The sequence below is a fragment of the Streptomyces sp. ICC1 genome (genome assembly GCF_003287935.1).
Classification (GTDB): Bacteria; Actinomycetota; Actinomycetes; order Streptomycetales; family Streptomycetaceae; genus Streptomyces; species Streptomyces tritrimontium.
The window spans coordinates 1099715-1123984 of sequence record NZ_CP030287.1 but is presented as its reverse complement, the minus strand read 5'-3'; the positions used below and the strand labels follow the sequence as shown (position 1 = coordinate 1123984).

Genomic DNA, 24270 nt, shown 5'->3' with positions numbered 1-24270 from the left:
CTAGGTTCACGGCGACCGAAGTGAACTAAGGGGAGGGTGAATGCGCAAGAAGCTCGGATGGCTGCTGTCGCTCGTGGTGCTCATCGGCACCATGGGTGCGGCCGGCACCGCGGCACAAGCGGCCACCGCCGCGGAGCCTGCCGCCGCCACGGAGACCACCGCCGCCACGGACATCAAGGACCAGATCCTCGCGGTACCGGGGATGAGCCTGATCGAGGAGAAGCCGTACCCCGGCTACCGCTTCTTCGTACTGAACTACGAGCAGCCGGTCGACCACCGCGCGCCGTGGAAGGGCACCTTCAAGCAGCGCCTGACCCTGCTGCACAAGGACGTCTCCCGGCCCACGGTGTTCTTCACCTCCGGCTACAACGTCAACACCAGCCCGCGGCGCAGTGAGCCGACGACCATCGTCGACGGCAACCAGGTGTCCATGGAGTATCGGTTCTTCACCCCCTCCCGGCCCGACCCGGCCAACTGGGCGAAGCTGGACATCTGGCAGGCCGCCAGCGACCAGCACCGGGTCTTCACCGCACTGAAGAGGATCTACAAGAAGAACTGGCTCGCCACCGGCGGCAGCAAGGGCGGGATGACGGCCACCTACTTCGAGCGGTTCTACCCGCGCGACATGGACGGCGTCGTCGCGTACGTCGCCCCCAACGACGTGGTGAACAAGGAGGACTCGGCCTACGACCGGTTCTTCGCCCAGGTCGGTACCAAGGAGTGCCGCGACAGGCTGAACGCGGTGCAGCGCGAGGCGCTCGTGCGCCGCGTGCCGCTGGAGGCCAAGTACGCGGCCGCCGCCGCCGAGAACGGCTGGACCTTCACCACCGTCGGCAACCTCGACAAGGCCTACGAGGCCGTCGTGCTCGACTACGTGTGGGCCTTCTGGCAGTACAGCCTGCTCGCCGACTGCTCCGCCGTCCCGGCGGCCGCGACCGCGAGCGACCAGGAGATCTGGGACACGATCGACGCGATCTCCGGCTTCTCGGCCTACGCCGACCAGGGCCTGGAGACGTACACGCCGTACTACTACCAGGCGGGCACGCAGCTCGGCTCGCCCGACATCAAGCAGCCCCACCTGGGCAAGCTGAGCCGCTACGGCTACCAGCCGCCGCGCAACTTCGTCCCCCGCGACATCCCCATGGACTTCCAGCCGGGGGCCATGCGGGACGTGGACACCTGGGTCCGGCACCACGCGAACCAGATGCTCTTCGTCTACGGGCAGAACGACCCGTGGGGCGCCGAGCCGTTCCACCTCGGCCACGGGGCGCGCGACAGCTACGTGATGACCGCGCCGGGCGCCAACCACGGGGCCAACGTCGCCAAGCTCCAGGAGGGCGAGAGGGCGCTGGCCACCGCGAAGATCCTGCAGTGGGCCGGGGTGGCCCCGGCCGCCACGCTCACCGGCCCGGCCAAGGCCGAGCCGCTGGCGAAGCCGGACGCGCAGCTCGACCAGCGCGACCTGCAGCGCGAGCCGATGCTGCGGCCGTAGCCGCGGCTCCCGCTGGGCCCCCGGCTAGTACGTCAGCCCGTGGCCCAGCGGGTAGCGGCCCGGCACGGGCACCGGGAGGCGCCCGGTCGGCCGCAGGGTCCCCGTGACCACGCGGGCCGCCGCCCGCAGCTCCGCGTCCGTCCAGGTGTACGTCGCCAGCTCGGCGGCGCACCGCGGCAGCCGGGCCGGATCGTACGGATTGCGGATCGCCACGAGGACCACCGGCACCCCGGTGGCCAGCAGCTCCGTGACCAGGTCGCGCTGCGGGCTCGGCCCCTCCGGGACGTTGTACGTGCACACGAGCACCGCCGCGTTCCCCGCCGCGAGGGCCACCGCGCGGCCGGGCGGCAGCGCCGTCGCCCGGCAGCCCAGCGCGGACAGCTCCCGGGCCAGCACCACCGTGGGGGGACCCGTGGTGCCCGTGGGGGAGAGCGGGTCGGTCCCCGTGACCAGGAGCCGAGGCCGGTCCGCCGCGTCCAGCGGCAACAGGCCGTCCGCGTTGGCCAGCAGGGTCGTCGTCCGGCCCGCGATCTCCTCGGCCGCGGCCAGGTGCGAGGGGATCCCGACGGCCGCGTCCACCGCCCCGGCCGTGGCCGCCGGGGCCGCCGGGACCACGCCCGGGGCCTGGTCGAACAGCCCCCGGCGTTCCTTGAGTTCCAGGATCCGCAGCACCGACTCCTCGATCCGGGCCCGCGTCAGCTCACCCGATTCCACGGCCGCCAGCACGCTGCGGTGGGCGAGCCCCAGGTCCGGCGGGTTCAGCAGCTGGTCGCAGCCCGCCTTGAGGGCCAGCACCGGGACCCGGTCGTCCCCGTACTTCTGGCGCACCCCGGCCATGTCGAGGGCGTCGGTGACCACCACCCCCCGGAAGCCCAGGCGTTCGCGCAGGATGCCGGTGACGATGGGCCTCGACAGGGTCGCCGGATCCCCCGAGGGATCGAGCGCGGGGAAGACGATGTGCGCCGTCATGACCACGTCCACGCCGGCCCGGACGGCCGCCCGGAACGGCGGCTCGTCCAGTTCCTCCCACTGCGCCCGGGTGTGCTTCATCAGCGGCAGCCCGACATGGCTGTCGGTGCCGGTGTCCCCGTGCCCCGGGAAGTGCTTCACGGTGGCGGCCACCCCCGCGCCCTGGTAGCCGCGGACCTGGGCCACGACCAGGTCCGCCACCGCGTGCGGGTCGGCGCCGAAGGACCGTACGCCGATGACCGGGTTGGCCGGGTCCACGTTCACGTCGGCCACCGGCGCGTAGTTGTGCCGGATGCCCATCGCGGCCAGCTCCGCGCCCGCGACGCGCGCGGCCCGGCGGGCCTGGGCCGTCGCACCGTCGCCGTCGGGGGCCACGGCCCCCAGCGCCATGGCGCCCGGCAGCAGGGTCGCGGGCCTGCCGATCCGGGCGACGGCCCCGTGCTCCTGGTCGACGGAGAGCAGCAGCGGGATGCCCGCGCCGGATTCCGCGGCCGCCTGCTGGAGGCCGGCCGACAGCTCGGCGACCTGGTGCGGGGTACGGGTGTTGTGCGCCCAGCCGAAGTAGACGATCCCGCCCAGGTGGTAGCGGGAGACCAGCTCGGCGGCGGTGCGCACCCCGAAGTTCTGCTGGTTGAGGGCGGCGTCCGCGGGGTCGGGCCCGGTCGCCGAATGCCCGTACGCACGGGACACGAAGAGCTGCCCGACCAGTTCGGCCAGGCTCATCCGGGCCATGGTCGCGCGCGGCCGGGCCCGGGCGGAGCCGCGCCCCGGCGGACGGTCGCCCGGCCTCGCGTCGTCGGGCAGGGGGCCGCGCGCGGCCGGTCCGCCGGGGGTTCCGGAAGGGCCGACGGCGGCCGAGACGGCCCCCGCGGCGGTGACGGCGGCGACGGCGGCCGCGGTGAGCAGGGACCGGCGGGAGGCTTGGTACGGCACGCGCCGGACGCTACTGCGGGACTACGCCTTCAGAGCGACGGACACTCCTCAGGTCCCCCGGACGGGGGGCCAAGCGGTCTCGGGGAAGTGGGCGGCGCGGAGGCGTGCCTCACTTCCCCGAGACCGCTTAGCCGGGCCCAGTGCTCCTGGATGGTCCGCACGGCCTCGGTGATCGCCGGCCGGCGGGCCGCCCCGGTCCGCCACGCGGCGTACAACCGGCGTACGGGGCCCGGGTCCAGGGGTACGGCCACCGCCCCCGGCGGCAGCTCCCCGGTGCCCAGCCGGGGTACGACGGCCACCCCGAGCCCGGCGGCGACCAGCGCGACGACGGTGTGGTTCTCCTCGGCGACGTGCGTGATGTCGGGTTCGAACCCGGCCGTGCGCAGGGTGCGTACGAGCCAGTCGTGGCAGACCCGGCCGGGCGGCTGGCACACCCACCGCTCCCCGCCCAGGTCCGATCGGTGGATGACGGAGCGGGAGGTGAACGGGTGCCCGGCCGGCACCACGAGGTCGCAGCGGTCGTCGCCGATCACGGCCTGCTCGACGCCGTCGGGCGCGGGCAGCGGGGCGATGTCCCAGTCGTGGGTGACGGCCAGGTCCGTGATGCCGCGGGCCACCAGGTCCATCGACAGGTGCGGGTTGACCTCGGTGAGCCGGGTGTCCAGGGCCGGGTGGCGGCGCGCGAGGTCGGCGAGGACCCCGGGGAGCAGGCCGCGGGCGGCCGAGGCGAAGGCGGCGATCCGCAGCCGGCCGACGGGCTGGCCGCGGGACTCCTCCAGGGTGGTCTCCGCCCGCTCCGCGATGGCCAGCAGCTGCTCGGCCGTGGCGGCCAGCAGTTTGGCCTCCTCGGTGAGCGCGACCCCGCGGCCGTGGCGTTCGAGGAGGGTGGTGCGGGTCTCCCGCTCCAGCTTGGAGATCTGCTGGGAGACGGCGGAGGGCGTGTAGCCGAGTGCGGCGGCGGCCGCCCCGACCGAGCCGTGGACGGAGACGGCATGGAGGGCGCGCAGCCGTGAGAGGTCCAGCATGCCGGCAGCCTACGGCGCCCGGTGCCGCCGGTGGATGAAGCATCACTAATTCCGATACTGAAGACATCGGCGCTGGTGCTGAACGGTCGCGGCCCCGATGCTCGGAGCATGCGACCCATTCACACCGCCCTCGCGGTTCTCGTAGCCGCCGTCTGGGGTTTCAACTTCGTCGTCATCGAGATCGGGCTCGGCACCTTCCCCCCGCTGCTGCTGTCCGCGCTGCGCTTCCTGGTCGCCGCGATCCCGGCGGTCTTCTTCGTCGGCAAGCCCAAGGTGGCGTGGAAGTGGGTGATCGCGGTCGGAGTGGTGCTCGGGATCGTGAAGTTCGGGCTGCTGTTCACGGGGATGGACCGCGGGATGCCGGCCGGCCTGTCCTCGCTGGTGCTCCAGGCCCAGGCGGTGTTCACCGCCGTGTTCGCGGCGGTCGTGCTCAAGGAGCGGCCGGGCCGGGTGCGGATCGCCGGCATGGCCGTGGCCTTCGTGGGGATCGGCGTGGCCGCCGTGGACGAGGGCGCCTCCGGCCCGGTGCTGGGCTTCACGATGGTGATCGCGGCCGCCGCGTGCTGGGGCGTCTCCAACGTCCTGACCCGCAAGGCGTCCCCGCCCGACGCGCTGAACTTCATGGTCTGGGTGAGCGTGGTGCCGGTGCTGCCGCTGGCCGCGCTGTCGCTGCTGCTGGAAGGCCCGGAGCGGGACCTGGCCGCGCTGCGCGGGCTGGACTGGAGCGGCGTGGGCGTCATCGTGTACCTCGCCTGGATCACCACGGTGTTCGGGTTCGGGGCGTGGGGGTTCCTGCTGCGCCGCTACCCCGCCTCCTCCGTGGCCCCCTTCTCGCTCCTGGTCCCCGTCTTCGGGATGACCTCGGCGGCCGTGGTGCTGGGGGAGCAGGTGAGCGGGCTGCGCTGGGTGGCGGCGGTGCTGCTGGTGGGCGGTGTGGCGGTGACCTCGCTGGTCCCCTCGAAGTCCCGGCCCGCGGCCGGACCGGCCCCGGCCCCGGCCGTGGCTCCGGCCCCGGCGGCGACGGCGACGGCGCCCGAGGGTCAGGACGCGGCCGTCCGCGTCCCCTGACCCGCGGATCCGCCGGGGCCGGCGCGGATCAGTTGCCTCCGAAGGGCTCCTTGCCCAGCAGATATCCGGCGTGCAGCCGGTTGCGGGCGCCGATGCTCTTCATGATGTTCGCGATGTGCCGCTGGCAATTCCGCAGGGAAATCCCGACGACATGGGCTATCCGATTGTCCGACTCGCCCTGGATGAGCAGGGAAACGATCGTCTGCTGGATGTCCGAGGTGATCGCGGCACGAGCCGGGCGGTCGGTTTCCGGGACGAATTTCTCCCCCGCGCTCCAGGCCCGCTCGAAAGCCTCCGCAATGAATGAGACAAGGTGTCTGTTTCTCGATACCGCCGCCCCGTGGGATCCGTCCATGAGCGGCAGTATCGCCACTTCCCGGTCGAAGACGATGCAGCGCGGAAAACCGCCGGCGAGCGTGCAGACTTCCGCGCCGAGCGGTGTGAACCGCTCGACGAAGGACATCGTGACCGGGCTGAACCGGGCCGTGTGCTGGTAAAGGGTCCGCATCCGCACCCCCCGCCGCAGCAGCCGTTCGGTGCGCTCCAGGCTCTCGTCGAGCACCCCCTCGTCCCGCGCCCCGCCGGGCTGGGAGGTCAGCACCTCGGCGCGGCAGCCTTCGGCCAGGCCGTTGATGAGCTGGCGGACATCGTGGACCCCGGGGATGACCTCCAGTGAGTTGTCGTCCTCCAAGTGCTCGGTCTTGAGCGTCAACTCATCGAGATCTCCCCGGAGATGGTCGATGAAGGCCTGTATCTCGTTGAGGCCGTGCTGCGCCGGGTTGAGGACCTTGATGCGCGCGTGGTCCACGGGGTACGGGGTGTAGATCCCCGTGTCCGGGCACTTGCTCAGCAGCCCGAGGTCCCCCAGGGCGTCGGCGGCTTCCTCCACGTCGGCGGCGTCCATGTCCAGTGCCTCGCACGCGGATTCGCGCGTTGTACCCGGTGTCAGGGCCACGAACCGGTAGAGGCGGTTCCCGTCAGCGGTCAGCTGAGGCACGGGAAAAGGATGGACTTGTCTGGTTGAGTTCAATTCATCCCCCTGTCATGTTTTCGCCAGCGGCAACATGATCCCAGAAGGGGATGGATACGGAAGTCGTCCCACCGGCAGGATGAAGGCGAAGCTGATCCGGACCGCGGAAAAGATTCTGGAGGGGCAGGTAAGCATGCCACGTATAGCGAGATCCCTTCTCGCCATTGCGGCAACTGTCGCGGTGTCCGTCTTCCTTGCTCCGTCGACAAGTGGTATGGCCCCGGTGGCCGCCACTGGTCCGGATCGGGTAGTCAACGATCTCGGCTGGGGATGAGATGCCTCGAAGTAAGTCGTACAACACGTACTCCAACCTGCAGCGACCCGAGTTCCGCAAGCGAGTGGACGACCTCCTGCTGAAGTTCGAGCGGGACTTCTACGAGCGCAGCGCGGGCGCCGACGGCATGCTCGACAAGGACAAGTTCGACCTCGACCTGTACAAGCGGCACAACGTCGAGACGATGATCCGCATCGGTCTCAAGCGCGCCGTCGACCCGCTCATCGCCAACTACTGGGCCACCCGCGACCCGCAGCTCTGCAAGGAGTGGGGGCTGTACGGCGCGGAGGAGGGCCGCCACGACCGCATGTTCGCCGGCGACCTGCACAAGGTGGGCATGACGGACGAGGAGATCTACGCGATCCGTCCGACCTTCGCCACCGAGCTGCTCAACGGCTACTTCTACTACACGATGGCCACCGAGGGTCCGCTCGCGGCCATGATCAGCGGCTTCTACCTGGAGTACATCGCGGGCAAGACCCAGCCCGACTGGCTCAACATCATGGAGCAGCACGTCGGGGCCGCCAACACCAAGGGCGCCCGCGCCCACCTGGCCCTCGACGAGGACGACGACCACGTGGACATGGTCTGGAACCTCATCATGCGGGTCGTCAAGGACGAGGACGACGAAGAGCGCTTCGTCGAGCACCTCATCAAGATCAACTCCCTGTTCGTCTCCTACTTCGTCGAGGTCTACGCCGCCACCGTGCTCGGCGCCGGCGCCGACCTCTCGCTGCTGACCCAGGCGGCCCCGGCCGCCGCCGTCCAGACCAACCTGCAGACGCAGGCCACGGCCTCGGTCTAGCAGGCCCGGTCCGGCCGGTCAGCCTGATCCGGCCGGTCAGCCCGGTCCGACCGGTCAGCCCGGTCCGACACGCAAGTCGCCACCTCCGCAAGCCGGCGATCCCGGACATTGCGCTCCCAGATGTCCGCACCGCCCCGGCGGGGCCGTGCGCGCGGTGTCCGGGGTCCGGCTGCCTCTCCCGTCCACTCACCAAGGAAGACGACGATGCACTATTCATGGCCTCGCGAGCTGTCCGAGCAGGACATGCGCGAAATGATCGAGCTGATGGACGCCGTGGCGGTCAAGGAGATGACCCTCGGCTTCTACGAACCCGTAGGGCTGGAGAAGGGCCTCCCGCTGATGCGGGCCTTCGAGGCCGACCTGCGGAAGGGGGCCGTCGACCTCCTCCACGTCCGCAACGACGAAGGCCGCATCGTCGGCATGGTGACCCTCGCCCGGGCGCCGCTGCCGGCCCGCCGCCACATCGTCGAGATGCGCCGCTGCGTCGTCGCCCCCGACTACCGCGGGCAGTTCCTGCTCGAGGGCTGGGCCGAGGCCCTGCGCAAGGTCGGCGAGATGGGATGCGACGTCATCACGCTCGAAGTCCGCGACGACGGCCCCTCCGTGCTCTGGCAGCGCCTGGGCTTCCGCGAGTACGGCCGGCTGCCCGACTACGCCCGCGCCGACGAACGCCCCGTCACCGGCTTCTACATGTACGCCCGGCTCGCCGACATCACGGCCCACTTCGAGGCCACCGGCAGCTGGCTGCACGAGATCGAGTCCGACCGCGTGGCCGCGTAGCGAGCCCGGCTCCGCACCGCCCGCACACCGGCTGAACGTACGGGCACACCCCCGCGCCGCCCCGCGCACCCTCGCGGCGCACTCGCACCACACCTGACGCGCCTCCGAGCGCCCCTCCCGGCCGTCGGCGCCCCATCGGGGCCGCCCGGCACGGTGCCACCGCCAACGCCCCGCCACCGGCGGGCGGATCCCCTCCTCCCCACGGGCAGCGGCCCGACGGCCGCGCCCACGCGGCGCCCGCCGCGCACCGCCCCGCACCCCGCGCACCCACCCCGGCAGAGCGCGCTTCCGCACGCCCCCGGCCGGGTCCATCCGACACACCGGTCCACCGAAGGGCACAGCCATGTCGAAGATCGCCGTCCTCACCAACGACCTCCAGTACGAACTGGTCGAGAAGAACCCCGAGCGCGTCGCCGCCGTCGAGGCCGCGACCCCGCACTTCACCGGGTTCCTCGACGAGATGCGCCGCCGCGGCCACCACATCTTCCACCTGCAGCTGGTCAACGACCCGGACGACCCGAACGCCGAGCGCTACGACGGCTACCTCCCGGTCACCCGCGGCACCCACGGCGCCGACGTCATCGAGGCGTTCCTCGCCCCCGAGGACGTCGTCATGGAGAAGAGCAAGGACTCGGGCTTCTACGAGACCGACCTGCACGAGCGCCTCCAGGCCCTCGGCGTCGACACCGTCCTGATCACCGGCATGCAGACGCAGATCTGCGTCCAGACCACCGCCGCCGACGCCTTCTTCCGCGGCTACAACATCTGGGTCCCGTCCGACTGCGTCGTCTCGGCCCGCCTGGACGACAAGCAGCGCGCCCTGGACTGGCTCGAGGGCTACTGCGCCACCGTGACCGACTCCTCCGAGGTCCTGCGCGTCCTGGACGCCGAGGGCGGTCTGCCCCGCAAGAACATCAAGACCCCGTGACCGCGCCCCACTCGACGCAGCCCCTCTCCGCAAAGGAACCGGCATGACCACGAGCGTGGACCCCACCCAGTACATCGTTCTCGACCACGGCACCGGCGCGAAGCTCAGCCAGGACCTGGTCCAGCTGATCGCACAGACCCTCGGCGACGTGTACGTCGGCATCATGGAGGACAGTGCGGTCCTCAAGATCGAGGGCGACCGCATCGCGATGACCACCGACTCCTTCGTGATCGACCCGCCGTTCTTCGGCAACGGGGACATCGGGAAGATCGCGGTCTGCGGCACCGTCAACGACCTGGCCGTGGCGGGCGCCCGGCCCAAGTACCTCACCCTCGGCATGATCCTGGAGACCGGGCTGCCCATACCCAAGCTCGTCCAGGTCCTGGAGTCGATCCGCGACACCGCCCGCGAGGCCGACGTACAGATCGTCGGAGGTGACACCAAGGTCGTCCGCAAGGGCGAGGCCGACCAGATCTACCTCAACACCGCGGGCGTCGGGGTCTTCGAGCGCGAGCCGCTCACCATGACCGACGTGCGCCCCGGCGACAAGGTGATCCTCAGCGGCCCCATCGGCAACCACACCGTCCACCTGCTCTCCATCCGCGAGGGCCTCGGCTTCGAACAGCGCGTGGACAGCGACTGCGCCCCGCTCAACGGCCTCGTCGAAACGGTGCTCTCCACCGTCCCCGCCGGCGCCGTCCGCTCGATGCGCGACGTCACCCGCGGCGGCCTGACGGCGGTGCTCCACGAGTACGCCCACAAGCTCGGCCGCACCATCCGCGTCGCCCAGGACGACCTGCCCATCCAGCACGAGACCGCGATGGCCGCCGACATGCTCGGCATCAACCCCCTCCACTGCGCCAACGAGGGCTGCCTGGCGGTCTTCGTGGACCCGGAGGCCGAGGCCGAGGTGCTGGCCGCCCTGCGCTCCCTGCCCTACGGCAAGCACGCGGTGACCATCGGCGAGATCTCCGAGGACACCGAGGGCCTGGTCCTGCTGCGCGACAAGGAGGGTCGCGAGACCCAGCTGGAGGAGCTGCTCGGCGCAGAGCTCCCCCGGCTCTGCTGAGAAGGGCCGGGGAGACCGCCATGAGCATCGATCAGAGCGCAGAGCCCGCAGTGTGCACGGAGGAGTGGCGCATCCGCGTCACCGGCGTGGTCCAGGGCGTCGGCTACCGGCCCTTCGTCTACAAGCTGGCCCGCGAACTCGGCCTGTCCGGCTGGGTCCGCAACGACCCCGAGGGCGTGCTGGTGGAGGCGTCCGGACCGGTCGCCGCCCTGGAGGAGTTCGCGGCCGGCCTGAGCGGCCGCGCCCCCGAGCTCGCCCGGGTGGACGAAGTCCGTCCCACCCGGGACCTGGCCCCGGGGAGCGTGCCCCCCGGCCCGTTCACCATCGTGCACAGCGAGCACACCGGAGCCCGGTCCGCGCTGCTCCCGGCGGACACCCACGTGTGTGGCGACTGCCAGGCGGAACTTCGGGACCCGAAGGACCGCCGGCACCGCTACCCCTTCATCAACTGCACCAACTGCGGGCCCCGGTACTCCATCATCCAGGACCTGCCGTACGACCGTCCGATGACCACCATGGCCTCCTTCACCATGTGCGCGGACTGCAAGAACGAGTACGAAGACCCCATGGACCGGCGCTACCACGCGCAGCCCAACGCGTGCCCGGACTGCGGCCCCCGGCTGGTGCTCCAGGACCGCGAGGGGAACACGGCCGAAGGGGACGAGGCCCTCCTGGGGGCCGCCCGGGTGCTCGCGGACGGCGGGATCGCGGCCATGAAGAGCGTCGGCGGCTTCCACCTCGTGGTGGACGCGACGAACGCGGAGGCCGTGGCCCTGCTGCGCAGCCGCAAGCGCCGCGACTCCAAGCCCTTCGCGGTGATGGTCCGCGACCTCGTCACGGCGCAGGGCCTCGTGGACCTCTCCGAAGAGGAGATCGACATCCTGCGCTCGCCGGCCCGGCCGATCCTGCTGGCGCGCAAGCGCCCCGGCTCCCTCCCGGAGTCGGTGGCGCCGCGCAACCCCAACCTGGGGATCATGCTGCCGTCGGCACCCCACCACCACCTGCTGCTGGACGAGCCCGGCCTCGAGGCCCTCGTCGCCACCAGCGGCAACATCTCCGGCTACCCCATCGCCTACCGCAACGAGGAGGCGCTGGAGCAGCTCTTCGAGATCGCGGACGTCATCCTCTACCACGACCGCGACATCGAGATCCGCGTGGACGACTCGGTCGTCCGCCTCTCGGCCCACCCCGAACTCGACAAGCCGCTCCTCCAGTTCATCCGGCGGGCCCGCGGCTACGCCCCCTACCCGGTGGACGTCGGCCGCGAGGTCGCCCCCGTGGTCGCCCTCGGAGCCGAGCTGAAGACGACCGTCGCCCTCACCAACGGCTCCCGGGTCTTCCTCAGCCAGCACATCGGCGACCTCAAGAACGACGAGACCTTCGCCGCGCACCACCGCACCGCCCGGCACCTCGCACAGCTCTACGCGCTGAAGCCGGAGATCACCGCGCACGACATGCACCCGCAGTTCCGCTCCACCCGCGCCGCCCTGGACGACGACGGCACGGGCCCGGCCGGCCCCACCGTGGAAGTCCAGCACCACCACGCGCACATGGCCTCCTGCATGGCGGAGAACCACGTGAGCGGCACCACCCTCGGCGTCATATTCGACGGCTTCGGCTACGGCGAGGACGGCACGGTGTGGGGCGGGGAGTTCCTCCTCGGGGACTTCGCCTCCTTCCGCCGCGTCGGCCGGATGCGCGGACTGCCGCTGATCGGCGGGGACCAGGCCGTGCGCGAACCCATCCGCACGGGGTACGCCCTCGCCCTCGACGCCTTCGACGGGGACCAGGACCGGGCCCTGGCCGGCTTCCCCGCCCTCGCCACCCTCGACGCACAGCGGCGCCAGGTCTTCGCGACCATGGCGGCCCGCGGCATCAACTCCCCGCCGACCTCCAGCATGGGCCGCCTCTTCGACGGGGCCGCCGCCCTGGCCGGAGTGTGCGCCAAAGCCGAGTACGAGGCACAGGGCCCGATCGAACTGGAAGGACTCCTGGGCCGCGACGCGACCCGGGAGGAGGGGCCGGAGTACCGCTTCGGCGCCTACGCGGCGGACGGCCTCACCGAGGTGGACCCGCGGCCCGTGATCCGGGCCATGGCCGCCGACATCGCCGCCGGACTGCCCACGGATCGGATCAGCCGCAGGTTCCACACGGCCGTCGTCGAGATGGTCCGGGAGCGCTGCAAGGCCCTGCGGGAGGAGACCGGGGTCAACCAGGTCGCCCTCTCCGGAGGCGTGTTCCTCAACGAATTCCTGCTGCTCAACTGTCTGACCGGGCTGACCGCCGACGGTTTCGACACCTACGTCCAGCGGCTCGTGCCGACCAACGACGGAGGGATCGCCCTCGGTCAGGTCATGGTCGCCGACGCCCGCTCACACCTGAGGAAGTGAAGACGTGACCACCCTCACGCCGGACGACATGTACGCCTTCGTCAAGGAGCGCGAGTCGGGCGCCCGGACCTACGCCAACGCCTTCGGCCAGATCCTCACCGAGGGCCGCGGCGCGCGGATCCGTGACGGACACGGCCGCGAGTACCTCGACTGCCTCGCCGCGGCGGGCACCCTCGCCCTGGGGCACAACCACCCCGAGGTGCTGCGCGAGGTCGCGCGGTACCTCTCCTCCGGTCAGGTCCAGCAGGCGCTGGACCTGACCACCCCCGCCAAGTACGAGTACCTCCAGGCCCTGTACGCACGGCTGCCCGGCACCATGGCCGACCACTTCAAGACGCAGTTCTGCGGGCCCGCGGGCACCGACGCCACCGAGGCGGCCATCAAGCTGTTCAAGACCGCGACGGGCCGCCGGACGGTGCTGTCCTTCCACGGCGCCTACCACGGGATGACGGCGGGGGCGCTCGCGCTCACCGGCAACCTGGGCGCCAAGGAGGCCGTGCCCTCCCTCATGCCGGACGTCCACCACCTGCCCTACCCCTACGACTACCGCTGCCCGTTCGGCATCGGCGGCGAGGCGGGCGTCCGGGCCGGCCTGACCTACATCGAGCGGCTGCTCACCGACCCGGAGAGCGGCATCACCAAGCCGGCCGCCGTCTTCGTCGAGGCGGTCCAGGGCGAGGGCGGGGTCATCCCCGCGCCGCCGGCCTGGCTGCGGGGGCTGCGGGAGATCACCGCCCGGCTGGACATCCCGCTGGTCCTGGACGAGATCCAGGCGGGCTTCGGGCGCACCGGCACCATGTGGGCCTTCGAGGAGTCCGGGATCGAGCCGGACGCCGTACTGGTCTCCAAGGCGGCCGGCGGCGGCTTCCCGCTGTCGATGCTGCTCTACCACGGCAAGTACGACTCCTGGTCGCCCGGCGCCCACGCGGGCACCTTCCGCGGCAACCAGATCGCGCTCGTCGCCGGACTCGCCGCCATGCGGGTCACGGAGTCCGAGGGCCTGATCGAGAAGGCCGTCGCCAAGGGCGAGTTGATCGCGGAACTGCTGGGCCGCCTCGCCGCGGTCCACCCCGAGATCGGCCAGGTCCGCGGCCGGGGCCTGATGTGGGGCATCGAGATCGTGGACCCGCTCGGCCGGGCCGACGCGCTCGGCGCCCTGCCCGCCGACGGAGCCCGCGCCAAGCGCGTCAAGCGGGCCTGCCTGGATCACGGGCTGCTGCTGGAGAGCGGCGGCCGCCACGGCGCCGTGCTCCGCCTCCTGCCGCCACTGATCATCACCGAGGGCGAGATCCACGAGATGGCGGCGGCTCTGGAGAAAGCTCTGATCGACTGCGCCTGAGCGGCAACGGCCGGTTCGGCACGACAGGGCACGGATCCGCGAACGGCGGATCCACGAACGCGAGGACAGGGACATGACCACGGGAACGAGCAGCGGTCAGTGGCGGGTCGACTTCGACGCGGAGGTCGTCTTCAGCAACGGCGGCGCCTTGCAGACCCAGGGATTCCGGCTGGACATCCCCGGTGACGACATCGCCGACGGGGAGCTCGGCGAACTGCTGGTGCGCCACCTCGGACTGCTGATGGTCGGCAGCACGAAGATCACGCGCCGGGAGCTGCTCCAGGAGCCGCACAAGGGCTCCCGCCACACCGCCGCCCCCGGCTCGGGCCGCCGCACCGCCGACCTGACCGGCCCCGCGACCAGGGCCGCCTGGCCCGCGGCTCCCGGCGGCGGCGCACCGGCCCTGGCCGGCCTGGTGGACCTGCCCGTGGTCCTGCTGCGACTCCTCGGAGCCGGGCGGCCGGTCGCCGACCGGCTCGCGCTGGCCCCCTTCGACCTCGCCGGACACGCCGTCGTGGTGCAGACCGGCCGCCAGGACGGCCCGTACCTCACCGAGGACGCGGTGGAACTGCTCGCCGGGCAGGGCGCGGCCCTCGTGGCGACCGACAGCCGGCAGGGCGACGGACCGGTGGCGCGGGCACTCGCCGCCGCCGGCCTGCCCGCCCTCACGGGCCTGACCGGCCTGGAGGAACTCCCGGCGACCGGGGTCCGGCTGCACGCCGTGCCGTTCCCCGGCCCGGACGACACATTGATCAGGGTCTACGGAGTGACAGATGACCAGCACTGAGCAAGTCGGCTTACCGGCGGCCGGCGCCGCGGCGGGCACCGTCCCCGCGGCGGCGGACACCGCCCCCGCGCAGACGGGCACCGTCCCCGCGGCGGCCCGGCGGCCCCGCAGGGAACTGGCCGCCGCCACCGTCGGCTCGGTGGTCGAGGCCTACGACTGGACCATCTACGGCATCCTGGCCCCCTACTTCGCCGAGGCGCTCTTCCCCGGCTCCTCGCCCACCGCCAAACTCATCGCCGCCTACCTGGGCTTCGCCCTCGGCTTCCTGGTCCGGCCCCTGGGCAGCGTGCTCATCGGCCGCCTCACCGACACCCGCGGCCGGCGCTACGGACTGACCCTCACCGTCGGCCTCATCGCGGCCGGCTCCCTGCTCCTGGCCGTCGTACCCGGATACGCCTCCATCGGCCTGGCCGCCCCGCTCCTGGTGGTCGGCGCCCGGCTGGTGCAGGGGCTCTCGGTGGGAGCGGAGAACCCGAGCGTGGCCGCGTACGTCACCGAGACCGCCCCGGCCGGGCGGCGCTACTTCTACAGCGCCGTCTCCTACGCGGGCGTGGTGCTGGGCAGCGCGCTGTCCTTCATCGTGATGAACGTCCTGCTCGGGGTGTTCGGGGAGAGCGGGGTCGAGGACGGCGGCTGGCGCTACGGCTTCGTCTTCGGCGGCCTGCTCGGCCTCACCGCCCTGTGGATCCGGCGCGGCGCGGCGGAGAGCGCCGCCTTCACGGCCGCCGCCGCCAAGGCGCCGAGCCCCTGGCCGGTGCTCCGCTCCCACCTCGGAAGCCTCGCCGTGGTGTTCGCCATCACCTCCGGCGCCACCACCGCCTTCTACTTCGTCACCGTCGACTTCCCGTCCTACGCGGCCAGCGCGGGCGCCGCCACCAAGGAGGAGACCTCCGCGGCCCTGCTGCTGGGCATGGCGGCCCTGCTGGCCGCGATGCTCGGCGGCGGCAAGGCCGCGGACCGGTTCGGCGCCCTGCCCGTCCTGCGCACCGGCTTCGCCGGGCTCGCCCTGGGCACCGTCCCGCTGCTGGCGGCCATGACCTCCGGCCGGGTGCCCGTCCAACTGGTCACCGTGGTCCTGCTCTTCCTGCTGGGCCTGCCGCTCGCCGTGAGCAACGTCTTCGCCGGCCGGATGTTCCCGACGGCCGTGCGCGCCGTGGCGGTGGGCCTGCCCACCGCGGCCGCGATCAGCCTCTTCGGCGGCACCTTCCCGATGCTCGCGGAGCTGCTGCGCTCGGCAGGGCACAACGACTGGCTGCCGTGGTGGCCCGCACTCACCGCCGCGGCGGCGCTGGCCGCCTCATGGGGTGTACGCGAGCACCCCACGTCCTCCGTAACCCCTCATGTCTGAGAAGGACGCCATGACTGCACTGCTCGATGGTCTCGACTCGCTGATGCCGGCCCTTGAAGCCGACTATCGCGAACTGCACGCACACCCCGAACTCGCCTTCCAGGAGAAGCGGACCGCCGCGCTCGTCGCCGAGCGGCTGGCCGCCCAGGGCGGCTGGGAGATCACCACCGGCGTCGGCCGCACCGGCGTGGTCGCCGTTCTCCGCAACGGCGACGGACCCGTGGCCATGCTGCGCGCCGACATGGACGCGCTGCCCGTCAAGGAGGCCACCGGACTGCCGTACGCGAGCACGGAGACCGCCACCGACGACACGGGCGCCGAGGTGCCGGTGATGCACGCCTGCGGACACGATCTGCACGTGGCCGCCCTGATCGGGACCTGCGAGCTGTTCGCCCGCAACCGGGAGGCCTGGCGGGGCACCGTCGTCGCCGTCTTCCAGCCGGGCGAGGAGAGCGGCTACGGCGCCCGCGAGATGGTCGAGGACGGCCTCTTCGAGCGGTTCCCGCGCCCCGACGTCATCCTCGGCTCGCACGTGGGACCCGGCCCGGTCGGACTCGTCGCGACCCTGCCCGGCACGGTCATGGGCGCCACCGACTCCATCACCGTCAAGCTCTTCGGGCGCGGCGGCCACGGCTCCAAGCCCGAGGCCGCGGTGGACCCGGTGGTCATGGCCGCCTCCCTGGTGCTGCGGCTCCAGACGGTGGTCTCCCGCGAGGTCGCCGCCCAGGAACCGGTGGTGCTCACCGTCGGCAAGCTGCAGGCCGGCACCACCGCCGCGGTCATACCCGACACCGCCGAGCTCGGCATCAACGTCCGCACCAGCTCCGCCCCGGTGCGCGAGAAGGTGCTCGCGGCCATCGAGCGCCTGGCGCGCGCCGAGTCGGCCGCCGCCGGAGCGACCGCCGACCCGGAGATCACCTCCGTCTACCACCTGCCGATGACGGTCAACGACACGGCGAGCGCCGAGCGGGTCGCCCAGGCCCACCGCGACCACTTCGGGGCCGGCGCCGTCATGACCATGGGCCCGACCACCGCCAGCGAGGACTTCGGACTCCTCGCCACCGCGGCCGGAGTCCCCTCGGTGTACTGGTTCTACGGCGGCCTCGACCCGCAGGCCTTCGGCGAGGCCTTCGCGGCCGGCCGGCTGGAGGACCTCCCGCAGAACCACTCGTCCACCTTCGCGCCCGTCGCCGGACCCGCGCTGTCCGTGGGCGTCCGCACGATGGCCACGGCCGCCCTGCCCTGGCTCGCCGCCGAGACCGCCCAGCCCGCCGAGACCTCTGAGACCTCCGAGGTGCCCGAGACCGCCGAGGCCGCCGCGGCCGTGCAGCCGGGAGAGGAGGGCCGGAGCGCATGAACGGCGACCGCCCCCACATCCTCGTCCTGCACCGTTGGCGGGACACCCACGCGCACTACACCGACTACCTCGACCACGCCGCCGCCCACGTCACCTACGTGAGCACCGAGCTCGGCCGCGCCTCGCTGCCCCCGGCCGCCGCCGCGGTCGTCGCCGTGGGGCTGACCGACGACCTGCCCGCCGTGCGCGCGGCCGTCACCGGCCTCGCCGCCCGTTTCGGCACCCCGGCCCGGCTCGTCGCCCTCAACGAGGGAGACCTCGACACGGCCGCGCTGATCCGCGAGGAGTTCGCGATCCCCGGCCAGCACACCGCCGAACTGGCCGTCTTCCGCGACAAGCTGACGATGTGCCGCACGGCGGCGGCCGCCGGGCTGCCCGTACCGGCCTTCGCCCCGGCGCCCGACCCGGCCGCGGTGACCGACTTCGGCGAAGCCCACGGCTGGCCGGTGGTCGTCAAACCGCACCGGGGCACCGCCAGCCGGGGCGTGGTCCGGGTGGACCGCGCCGAGGACGTGGCCGAGGTGGCGGGCCTGGCCGCCGCCCTGGCCGGGGAGCCGTACCTCGTCCAGAGCTACGTGGACGGGCCGATCCTGCACATCGACGGCCTGTGGGAGGGCGATTCGCTGGGCAGCTGGACGGTCTCCCGCTACGTCGGCGGCACCTGCGCCGACTTCACCCAGGGCACCTGGCTCGGCTCCGTGGAGGAGGACGACCCCGCGCTCCTGGAGGCCACGGAGGCCTTCGCCGCGGCCGTCGGCGCCGCCCTCGGCGGCACCCGGCCGTGGGTCTTCCACCTGGAGGCCTTCGTCACCGCGGCGCCCGACGGCGGGCCCGCGCTGGTCTTCCTCGAATGCGGGGCCCGGGTGGGCGGCGGCGAGATCCCCTTCACCTGGCGCGACGTCCACGGCGTCGACCTGATGGCCGCCGCCGTCGACATCCAGCTCGGCCTGACCCCGGTCCTGCCGCCCCTGAAGACCGGCGAGGTCGGCGGCTACCTGCTCCTCCCGCTGCCGGTGCCCGCCCCCTGCCGGGTGGAGGCCGCCGGCTGGGTGGGCACGCCCCGGCCGGGCCGCCTCCCGTACGCCGTCCTGCACACCCCGGTCGGCGACGTGGCCCCGGCGATCAGCGGCTACGAGCACGTCGGCACCCGCTTCCGCTTCCGCGGCCCCTCCACCCGGGAGGTCGAGGCGGCCATCACCGAGGCCGCGAACGGCTTCCGGCTGACCTGCGTACCGGCCGCCGGCCCGCCCGACCCGCAGAACTGACACACGGCGCGCCGCGCGGACCAGCCCGCGGCGCGCCCCTCCCCAGCACCCCCCGTCTTGGCGGGGCCAAGGCACCACGCCCCGCATCGGAAAGGAACACACCGTGGTCTTCACCTCTGAACGCCAGCGCGTCATCCTCGTCGGCAGCCGCATACGCCAGTACCGCGAATACGCCCTGGCCTCCCTCGCCCAGCACTACGAGGTGACGCTCGTCGCGCCTGAGGCGCCCACCTGGCAGGCCCGCTACGTGGAGACCCACCGGATCGCGGACACCACGGACGCCGCCAAGCTGTACGCACCGGTCGCCGACCTGCGCGGCGAGGTCGCGAACGCCGCGATCGTCACCTGGGACGAGTGGTCCCTCGTCGCCGTGTCCTCGGTCGCCAAGAAGCTGGGCATGCGGTCCATGGACCCCGCGGCCGCCCGCATCTGCCGCGACAAGTACGCCACCCGCCAGGCCCTGGAAGCCGCCGGCATGGCCGCCGTCCGCTACATCCCGGCCACCACCGAGGACGAGGCCGTCGCCGCCGCCGAGACCATCGGCTTCCCCGTGGTCGTCAAGCCCCGCACCCTCGGCGGCAGCTTCGGCGTCATGATGGCCCGCGACGTCGACGGCCTGCGCCGGGCCTTCAAGCTCGCCTCCACCAGCCGCCTGCGCGGCGCCGGCACCACCGCCTCCGTCCTGATCGAGGAGTTCGTCGAAGGCCCCGAACTCAGCGTGGACAGCGTCGTCGTGGACGGCGTCGCCACCCCGGTGGCAGTGGCCCGCAAGCGCCTGGGCGCCCACCCGTACTTCGAGGAGGTCGGCCACCTCGTCACCGACTGGCGCGACGAGCCGTGGGCGGACGCCGTCACCGAACTGGTCCAGGGGTCCCACCGCGCGGCCGGCGTCGACTACGGCGTCACCCACACCGAACTGCGCGTCGCCGCGGACGGCCCCCGGCTGATCGAGCTCAACGGCCGCCTCGGCGGCGACCTCATCCCGCACCTGAACAAGCTGGCCACCGGGGTGGACCTGCCCCTGGCCGCCGCCCGGATCGCCTTCGAGGAGACCCCCGACATCACCCCGACGCACTCCAAGAGCGCCGAGGTCCGCTTCCTCTACCCGGCCTACGACGGAGCCGTCGACCGGGTCGTGCTGCCCGCGCCCGAGGACGTCGAGGACCTGGTCGAGGCGATCGCCCTGGTGGAGCCCGGCGACGAGCTGCTGCTCCCGCCGCGCGGCCTGACCCCCCGCTCCGCGGCCCTCATCGCGGTGAGCGACAGCCCCGCCGGGACCCGCCGCGCCCTGGACCGGGCCGAGGAGCTCTCCCGTACCGAGGTCTCCGGAGTCGCCGCACACCGCCTGGGCGCCCGCGTGGAGAACGCCGTGACCCGCCGCTTCTTCGACCACGAGCGCACCTCCCGGCGGATGACCGTCTCCGGCGTCCGGGGCGTGGAGCGCTTCCGCACCGGCGCCGGCGGCGGCGAGGGCCTCAACCGCCCCGTCTTCCTCAGCGCCACGGACGTCGCCACCCTCGAGCACGACCTCGGCGGCCTCTTCGAACTGCTGAAGGCGGTGCCCGCCCGGCTCTTCGACGGCGACCTGCGCGCCTTCGCCAAGGCCGTCGGAATGTCCCCGACCCAGGCCGACCTGGTCCTGCGGGGCTCCTCCGACGAGCTCGCCCCGCTCTCCCGCGCCGACCTGTACCGCGAGACCGGCGGCTTCCGCGTCATGGAGCTCAACACCGGCTCCTCGCTCGGCGGCTGGCAGATGGGCGAGTTCGCCCGCGCCCTGGTCCAGGACGAGGAGTTCGTGAAGTTCGCGGACGCCGAGGGCCTGGTCTACCCCGACCCGCTCGCCCGCATCACCGAGGTGCTGCGCCGCCAGGCGCCCTCCCTCGAAGGCGCCCTGCGCCCGCTGCTCGCCATCACCGACTGGCCCGAGGGCTTCGAGAAGTCCAAGTGCTGGATGGACTTCGTCGTCCCGGCCTTCGAGCGGCTCGGCTTCGAGCCCGTCGTCTGCCACCTCGGCGACTTCGCGTACGAGGACGGCAACGTCCTGCACCGCGGCCGCAAGGTCGACGTGGTCTACCGGATGTTCCTGCCCGGCGAAATGCCGGACGAGCCCCGCACCTACGACCTCGTCAACCCGCTGCTCGACGCCGTCGAGGCCGGCCGCGTCGAGCTGTTCGCCCCGCTGGACTGCGAGCTGTACGGCAACAAGGGCAGCCTCGCGATGCTCAGCGACGAGCGCAACCGCGGGTTCTTCACCGAGGAGGAGCGCGAACTGATCGACCGGATCCTGCCCTGGACCCGGTTCGTGCGCGACGAGAAGGTCACCTTCGACGGCGAGAAGATCGACCTGCTGCCCTACGCCATCGCCAACAAGGACCACCTCGTCCTCAAGCCCACGCTGCTCTACGGCGGCGTCGGCGTGACCCCCGGCTGGACCACCGACCAGAAGGAGTGGGTGGCCAAGCTGCGGCAGGCCACGGACGGCCCGTTCGTCCTGCAGCACCGGCTGCTGCCGACCACCGAGCGGTTCCTCTCCGAGGACGGCGAGAGCTGCGAGGACATGGCCGTCGCCTACGGGACCCTGATGGTCGACGGGCGCTACGCCGGCACCCTGGCCCGCGGCGTCACCGACCCGGCCGTGGGCATCGTCAGCATGCTGCGCGGCGCACAGATCGGCTGTGCCTTCCACGTCGACCCGGCCGCCGGGGTGGTGGAAGCCAAGTGACCGACATCGGGAACGGAGCCGCCGAGGCGCTGGAGGAGGCGCCGGCCGGCCCCCCGGCCGGCGCCGGGAACTCCACGCTCTGGCGGGACCCGGAATTCCTCAAGTTCTGGTCCGGGGAGGCGATCTCACAGGTCGGGGCCCAGGTCACGACCCTGGCACTGCCGCTCACCGCGGTGCTCACGCTCGACGCCAGCTCCTCGCAGGTGGGCTTCGTCAACGCGGCCTCCTACGCCCCGTTCCTGATGGTCACCCTCCTGGTCGGCGTCTGGGTCGACCGGGTGCGCCGCAGGCCCCTGATGATCATGGCCAACGTGGGGCGCGCGCTGCTGGTCAGCGCGGTACCGCTGCTGGCCGTGCTCGACCTGCTGCGCATCGAGTACGTCTACGTCGCCGCGCTGCTCGTCGGCACCCTGACCGTGGTCTTCGACGTCTCCTACCAGTCGTACCTGCCGACCCTGGTCGGCAAGGAGCACCTGGTGGAGGGCAACAGCAAGCTCCAGGGCACCAGTTCGCTGGCCCAGATCGGCGGTCCCGGACTGGCCGGCCTGCTCGTCGGCTGGGTCACGGCCCCCTACGCGCTGCTGATCAACGGGATCTCGTACCTGGTGTCCGTGCTCACGCTGCTCGCGGTACGGCGCACCGAACCGGCGCCGGAGCCCCAGCAGGAGCGGACCGGCATCCGCACGAGCATCAAGCAGGGCGTCCGGATCATCTGGGACAGCGCCCACCTGCGGGCCTGCGCCCTCCAGTCCGGGCTGTACAACCTGTGCTGGATGTCGCTCCAGACGGTGTTCGTGCTGTACGCGGCCCGCACGCTCGGCATCTCGCCCGGGGGCATCGGCCTGCTGCTGGGCACCGGCGCGGTGGGCTCCCTGGTCGGCTCGATGTTCGCGCAGCGGCTCAAGCGCAGGATCGGGCTCGGCCCGGCCATCCTGGCGGCCCTGCTGCTGTGCTGCCTGGCGCCCGTGGCCATCCCGGCGGCCCCGGCGAACGGCGGTGCGCCCTCGATCGCCCTGTTCGTCGCCGCCTTCGCCCTGATCGGCGCGGGCGGCACCATCGCCAACATCCACATCATCTCCCTGCGCCAGTCCATGACCCCGGACCACCTCCTGGGCCGGATGAACGCCGGCTACCGGTTCGTCTCCTGGGGGACGCTCCCGCTCGGCGCCCTGCTGGGCGGCTGGCTCGGCGACCTCATCGGGCTGCGGGAGACCTTGTTCGTCACGGCCGCGGTCTTCCTGACCGCGGTCCTGGTGGTCCTGAAGTCGCCGGTGTGGCGCCTGAAGGACTTCCCGGCGCAGATCGGCGCGGAGCCGCGGAAGGTGGAGGCAAGGTGACCCCCGTGACCCCGGCGACCCCGGCCACGACGGCGACGACGGCGCTCCCGGCGATGACGGCGCTCCCGGCGACGACGGTGCCCCCGGCGGCCCGCGGCATCGGGGAACTGCTCGCCCGCCGCACCGGCTGGGGCCGCTCCGACGCGGTGAGCCGGATCCTGGCGGCCGCCGGCGCGCCCGGAGTGCTCTCGATGGCCGGGGGCATCCCGGCGCCCGACAGCTTCCCCGTGGCCCGGCTCGCCGAGGCGACCGAGCGGCTGTTCGCCCGCTCCGCCGTGCCGGCGCTCCAGTACGCCCCCACGGACGGCATCGCCCCGATGCTCGAGGTGATCGCGGCGCGGGCCACCGCGACCGGCGCTCCCGTCACGCCCGACCGGGTGATGGTCACCGCCGGCAGCCAGCAGGGCCTCGACCTCGTCGCCCAGACCCTCATCGACGAGGGCGACGAGGTGGCGCTGGACGACCCCAGCTACCTGGGCGCCGTACAGGTCTTCCGGCGGGCCGGCGCCCGGCTGCTGCCGGTGCCCGCGGACGCGGACGGCATGCGCACCGACGTGCTGGAGGAGCGCCTGGCCGCCGGCGCCCGGCCCAAACTGGTCTACGTCGTACCGCACTTCCACAACCCCACCGGGGCGGTCCTCTCCGCGGAGCGGCGCCGCCACCTGGCCGCGCTGGCCGAGCGGTACGGCTTCCTGGTGGTCGAGGACGACCCGTACGGCGACCTGGCCTTCGAGGGCGGCCGGCTGCCGTCCACCGACGTCCACAGCGACCGGGTGGTCCGGCTGATGAGCCTGTCCAAGACGGTCTGCCCGGGCCTGCGGGTGGCCGGCCTGGTCGCGCCCGCCGATCTGATCGGGGAGCTGATCGCCGCCAAGCAGTGCGGCGACCTGCAGACCAACACCTTCGGCCAGTACCTGCTCGTCGACCTGCTGGGGGACCCGGAGTTCCTGCCGGCCCACCTGGCGGGACTGCGCACGCTCTACGGCGGGCGGGCGCGGGACATGGAGGCGCTGCTGCGCGAGCGCCTGCCCTGGCTGGACTTCGAGCGGCCGCGCGGCGGCCTCTTCTTCTGGTGCCGGCTGACCGACCCCCGGGTCGGCTCCGAGGCGCTGTACGCGCACGCGCTCGCGCGGGGCGTGGCCATCGTGCCCGGTACGCCCTTCTGCATCGAGGAGGACGGCTCGCGCGTGCTGCGGCTGTCCTTCGCCTCGCTGGACGAGGCGCAGCGCCGGGAGGGCGTCTCACGGCTGGCCGACGCCTGGGAGAAGGCGCTCGCCGACGGTTCCTGACGGCCCGATCACGCACGCGCGCCACCCACGGGTGACCCCCGTCCGCACGACCGCACCGCGTCC

Annotated in this window: 18 protein-coding genes; 15 read left to right on the top strand and 3 right to left on the bottom strand. The window is 72.7% G+C overall.

The genetic code is table 11. The features are described 5' to 3' along the window. Window positions 1-40: 40 nt before the first annotated feature. Entirely contained in the window at window positions 41-1492 is a 1452-nt protein-coding gene (locus DRB96_RS05230; protein WP_112447145.1) for a S28 family serine protease, read from the top strand. Between the two features lie 24 nt (window positions 1493-1516). Here the strand turns inward: DRB96_RS05230 and DRB96_RS05225 are convergent, their stop codons facing one another. Together DRB96_RS05225 and DRB96_RS05220 are read right to left on the bottom strand one after the other, a co-directional pair. Beyond that, on the bottom strand, window positions 1517-3394 hold the full coding sequence (locus DRB96_RS05225; protein WP_112447143.1) for a glycoside hydrolase family 3 protein: 1878 nt from the start codon (window positions 3392-3394) through the stop codon (window positions 1517-1519). Window positions 3395-3423: 29 nt separating this feature from the next. Further along, a complete protein-coding gene (locus DRB96_RS05220) occupies window positions 3424-4419 on the bottom strand; it encodes a LysR family transcriptional regulator (protein WP_112447141.1) in 996 nt (331 codons plus the stop codon). A gap of 108 nt (window positions 4420-4527) precedes the next feature. Between DRB96_RS05220 and DRB96_RS05215 the strand changes: the two genes are divergently transcribed. Next, the gene (locus DRB96_RS05215) at window positions 4528-5487 is read left to right on the top strand and encodes an EamA family transporter (RefSeq protein WP_112447139.1); all 960 of its coding nucleotides are present in this window, start codon (window positions 4528-4530) and stop codon (window positions 5485-5487) included. A gap of 28 nt (window positions 5488-5515) precedes the next feature. Here DRB96_RS05215 and DRB96_RS05210 read toward each other — a convergent pair whose 3' ends face one another. Further along, window positions 5516-6484, bottom strand: coding sequence for a LuxR C-terminal-related transcriptional regulator (locus tag DRB96_RS05210; protein WP_112447137.1), 969 nt, complete (start codon window positions 6482-6484; stop codon window positions 5516-5518). A 308-nt stretch (window positions 6485-6792) separates the two neighbouring features. Here DRB96_RS05210 and DRB96_RS05205 point away from each other — a divergent pair, with 308 nt between their 5' ends. The 13 genes from DRB96_RS05205 to DRB96_RS05145 all read left to right on the top strand — a co-directional run bounded on the left by DRB96_RS05205 (window position 6793) and on the right by DRB96_RS05145 (window position 24207). Further along, complete coding sequence (locus DRB96_RS05205) at window positions 6793-7596, top strand: hypothetical protein (protein WP_162688452.1); 804 nt, start codon at window positions 6793-6795, stop codon at window positions 7594-7596. Between the two features lie 204 nt (window positions 7597-7800). After that, complete coding sequence (locus DRB96_RS05200; RefSeq protein WP_112447133.1) at window positions 7801-8376, top strand: GNAT family N-acetyltransferase; 576 nt, start codon at window positions 7801-7803, stop codon at window positions 8374-8376. A 343-nt stretch (window positions 8377-8719) separates the two neighbouring features. Beyond that, complete coding sequence (locus tag DRB96_RS05195; RefSeq protein ID WP_112447131.1) at window positions 8720-9304, top strand: isochorismatase family cysteine hydrolase; 585 nt, start codon at window positions 8720-8722, stop codon at window positions 9302-9304. A gap of 43 nt (window positions 9305-9347) precedes the next feature. Further along, window positions 9348-10373: a hydrogenase expression/formation protein HypE gene (hypE, locus tag DRB96_RS05190; protein WP_112447130.1), complete on the top strand. Its 1026-nt coding sequence runs from the start codon at window positions 9348-9350 to the stop codon at window positions 10371-10373. A 20-nt stretch (window positions 10374-10393) separates the two neighbouring features. Further along, window positions 10394-12763 (top strand): carbamoyltransferase HypF, encoded by a 2370-nt coding sequence (hypF, locus tag DRB96_RS05185; protein ID WP_204357647.1) that lies wholly within the window; start codon window positions 10394-10396, stop codon window positions 12761-12763. Between the two features lie 4 nt (window positions 12764-12767). After that, a complete protein-coding gene (locus DRB96_RS05180; RefSeq protein WP_204357646.1) occupies window positions 12768-14102 on the top strand; it encodes a diaminobutyrate--2-oxoglutarate transaminase family protein in 1335 nt (444 codons plus the stop codon). Window positions 14103-14175: 73 nt separating this feature from the next. Further along, window positions 14176-14889 carry a cyclase family protein gene (locus DRB96_RS05175; RefSeq protein WP_112447127.1) on the top strand — a complete coding sequence of 238 codons (714 nt, stop codon included), beginning with the start codon at window positions 14176-14178 and terminating at the stop codon, window positions 14887-14889. Then, window positions 14876-16237 (top strand): MFS transporter, encoded by a 1362-nt coding sequence (locus DRB96_RS05170; RefSeq protein WP_112447125.1) that lies wholly within the window; start codon window positions 14876-14878, stop codon window positions 16235-16237. Before DRB96_RS05175 ends, DRB96_RS05170 begins: the two co-directional genes overlap by 14 nt. 10 nt (window positions 16238-16247) lie before the next feature. Further along, window positions 16248-17594 carry an amidohydrolase gene (locus DRB96_RS05165; RefSeq protein ID WP_204357645.1) on the top strand — a complete coding sequence of 449 codons (1347 nt, stop codon included), beginning with the start codon at window positions 16248-16250 and terminating at the stop codon, window positions 17592-17594. Continuing rightward, a complete protein-coding gene (locus tag DRB96_RS05160) occupies window positions 17591-18859 on the top strand; it encodes a biotin carboxylase (RefSeq protein WP_112447121.1) in 1269 nt (422 codons plus the stop codon). The genes DRB96_RS05165 and DRB96_RS05160 overlap by 4 nt, the downstream gene beginning before the upstream one ends. Window positions 18860-18962: 103 nt before the next feature. Beyond that, entirely contained in the window at window positions 18963-21581 is a 2619-nt protein-coding gene (locus DRB96_RS05155; RefSeq protein WP_112447119.1) for an ATP-grasp domain-containing protein, read from the top strand. Beyond that, complete coding sequence (locus DRB96_RS05150; protein WP_162688451.1) at window positions 21578-22918, top strand: MFS transporter; 1341 nt, start codon at window positions 21578-21580, stop codon at window positions 22916-22918. Before DRB96_RS05155 ends, DRB96_RS05150 begins: the two co-directional genes overlap by 4 nt. Then, window positions 22915-24207 (top strand): PLP-dependent aminotransferase family protein, encoded by a 1293-nt coding sequence (locus tag DRB96_RS05145; protein ID WP_204357644.1) that lies wholly within the window; start codon window positions 22915-22917, stop codon window positions 24205-24207. Before DRB96_RS05150 ends, DRB96_RS05145 begins: the two co-directional genes overlap by 4 nt. The last annotated feature ends 63 nt before the right edge of the window (window positions 24208-24270 follow it).